Origin of the sequence: Kosakonia sp. S42, from assembly GCF_016624785.1 — a bacterium.
Taxonomy (GTDB): Bacteria; Pseudomonadota; Gammaproteobacteria; order Enterobacterales; family Enterobacteriaceae; genus Kosakonia; species Kosakonia cowanii.
This window is the reverse complement of sequence record NZ_JACVTW010000072.1, coordinates 1-2,212: the sequence shown is the minus strand read 5'-3', so window position 1 is coordinate 2,212 and position 2,212 is coordinate 1. Positions and strand designations below refer to the sequence as shown.

Sequence of the window (2,212 nt, the reverse complement as noted above, 5' to 3'; positions counted from 1 at the left end):
GTGCGTCCATATATGGGTTAAGTGATAAAAAGTGTATGGAAATATAGGGGCCAATCCAATTTGGCCGAAAGGGTACCGTAAGCAACCATCGTAAAGCCCTCAAAAACGGTCTCAATGTTATCCAGAGTGGCAGGACTATCAGTTGTCTCATGGTGTTTTTTTACCAAGCTGATATGACAACATTCCGGAACGGAGCAACATATAACGCACGTTTTTTTGTAGTTGTGAATACAGACATAATTCCGTATTGACAAAAAAATTCACGGCGAAGATAGTGGTATGTGCTATATCCTCATGACAAATTCAGGTTCTTTCGATAAATCAATGGAGTCACTGAAAATGAGTAAATTAATTCTTCCTCCGGCCACCGCTGACAGCAACACCCATGAGGTAGCCTTTGTTAAAACATTACCGGGTCAGGAGGATGCAGCGCTAGCCGAGCTAATTAAACAACATATCGAAGCAGAAAATGAGGTGAATCGGCCCCAGTCAAATGCAGCATTAAAAGCTGGTATCGTTCTGGGCCTGGTCCACATCCAACACAGGGAGGAATATGGGCAATTAATTCTGTTCTGACGCCTCTGGGCAGTACCCCATCAGGTATTGTTGATCATATAAAATATAATTATGATCGGAGTAGGTTTGGTGGGTGGATAAGTCAGATTAGTGTTATTTTAATTATCCGCAACGCTTCCGGCGCCCAGTTAGCAACAGCTGATATTACGGCATCAGGTAATAATACAATAAATACCTCTGGAAAAAAATTACCCAGCTAATTGTCAGCTGGTTCTGGCGATGAAGGTGGGGAATATTACCGGAGGAATCTTTAAGCCTCCCTATATCGATGGTTATGATTGCACCGTTTTTTACAGCTAAGTAAGATCGTAACTGGCCACTCATTTTGATCGGTTACTTAATTATATTTGGAGAATAATATGCTTATATCAAATATCGGTGGCCTTAATTCTGGTTATCTTGAAACAAATAAAAAAAATAAAAATACATTATTTTCAGAAATTTTAGAAAAAGCACAACAGAAAAAGGTAGAAAAAGTAAAAGATAACATTCCTACCGTGGGTGAAAATTCAATAAATGATAGCAATTTCAAACCTTTATTTAAAAAAGGTGTATTCCCATCAGGGCAGGAATACACAACTTTTAATGTTGCCGACTGTTTGAGTGAAAACAATAAATCCTATCTTAAATCAATGGGATGGCCAACACCTGAATATAGTGAAGTAAACAACCTTGCTAGCTGGATCGCTTTTGATAGAGTCAATGGAACGTTGACTGGATCCATTAATAAAGACTATCTATTTGGAAGTAAAGAAAAGGGGACTATAGGGCTTGTCGATCGATTGCAGGGCGAGGGTTCGGAATTCAAAAATTTATGTGAAACACTATTAAAATTGATGGGCGATAGCACGCAACACAATGAAGATAAATTAAAAGAATCACCTTCTAGTCTTATCATAGGAATAAATAAAAATACACAAGATATATGAGTAAAAATTTTATTGTTATTTGAATTTTATATAAAGTGTAAATACCAATGCTAAGGTGTCGGGCGCAGCCCTGACCGGATATTTTGTGGTGACGCCATCCCGTGGCGGTATACAAAAAACATTTCCTGTCCGTGGCTTGAGTCTGTTCTCCCCGCTGCGATACGTTGCGTGCCGCAACTGCCAAAGCCGCTATGACCTGAGAGCGGTGCCCTCGGGCGTTCACATGCCAATGTTCCGGTGATTTGAGAAGAAGGCGAAATGAAACACACAATTTACAGTTATCTGACACATTTTATCGTGCGGCAAAGAAGATTAACTTGTGTACCGGCTCTGAATTCCGATGGTGACATTTGACCAGACAGCAGCCGAAGGCACAGAGTGCCGAACCGTCCTTGAGAATACCTAAACACATCTCACCTGAATGCAGCTGGCGCAGACCGCGCACCGGGAACGTTTCAACCCAATGCATTAAGTTTGAAAAGCTTGCTGGCAACGCTGAAAAAACGTGACTGTGTCTCGGACATAAATCCCCACAGTCTCCCTCCAAAAATCAAACCTCCTGCAGATTTGAAAAGAGGCCCGCCGGAACGTTGAAGTGATGTGGTTACTTGGATGTAAGTATCCCGCTTAAACGAACCATTCACTTTTAGAGATCTTCCGGCATACTGATTATGTCCCCTGAGGAGATCGCTATGCGTAAGATCCGA

3 protein-coding genes are annotated in these 2,212 nt (G+C 41.2%); 2 read left to right on the top strand and 1 reads right to left on the bottom strand.

The window, feature by feature from the left end; all coding sequences use genetic code 11:
• Positions 1 to 339: 339 nt before the first annotated feature.
• Positions 340 to 576 carry a hypothetical protein gene (locus IAE50_RS25550; RefSeq protein WP_200581680.1) on the top strand — a complete coding sequence of 79 codons (237 nt, stop codon included), beginning with the start codon at positions 340 to 342 and terminating at the stop codon, positions 574 to 576.
• Between the two features lie 359 nt (positions 577 to 935).
• Positions 936 to 1,505: a hypothetical protein gene (locus IAE50_RS25545; protein ID WP_200581679.1), complete on the top strand. Its 570-nt coding sequence runs from the start codon at positions 936 to 938 to the stop codon at positions 1,503 to 1,505.
• 455 nt (positions 1,506 to 1,960) lie between these two features.
• On the opposite strand, the gene IAE50_RS26405 is transcribed toward IAE50_RS25545, so the two are convergent.
• The coding region (locus IAE50_RS26405; protein WP_234467354.1) for a hypothetical protein at positions 1,961 to 2,212 on the bottom strand (252 nt) is incomplete at its 5' end.

What these genes read in the sequence shown, in the direction of transcription:
- IAE50_RS25550 (WP_200581680.1), top strand. Translation starts at nt 340, where the DNA reads ATGAGTAAATTAATTCTTCCTCCGGCCACCGCTGACAGCAACACCCAT.
- IAE50_RS25545 (WP_200581679.1), top strand. Translation starts at nt 936, where the DNA reads ATGCTTATATCAAATATCGGTGGCCTTAATTCTGGTTATCTTGAAACA.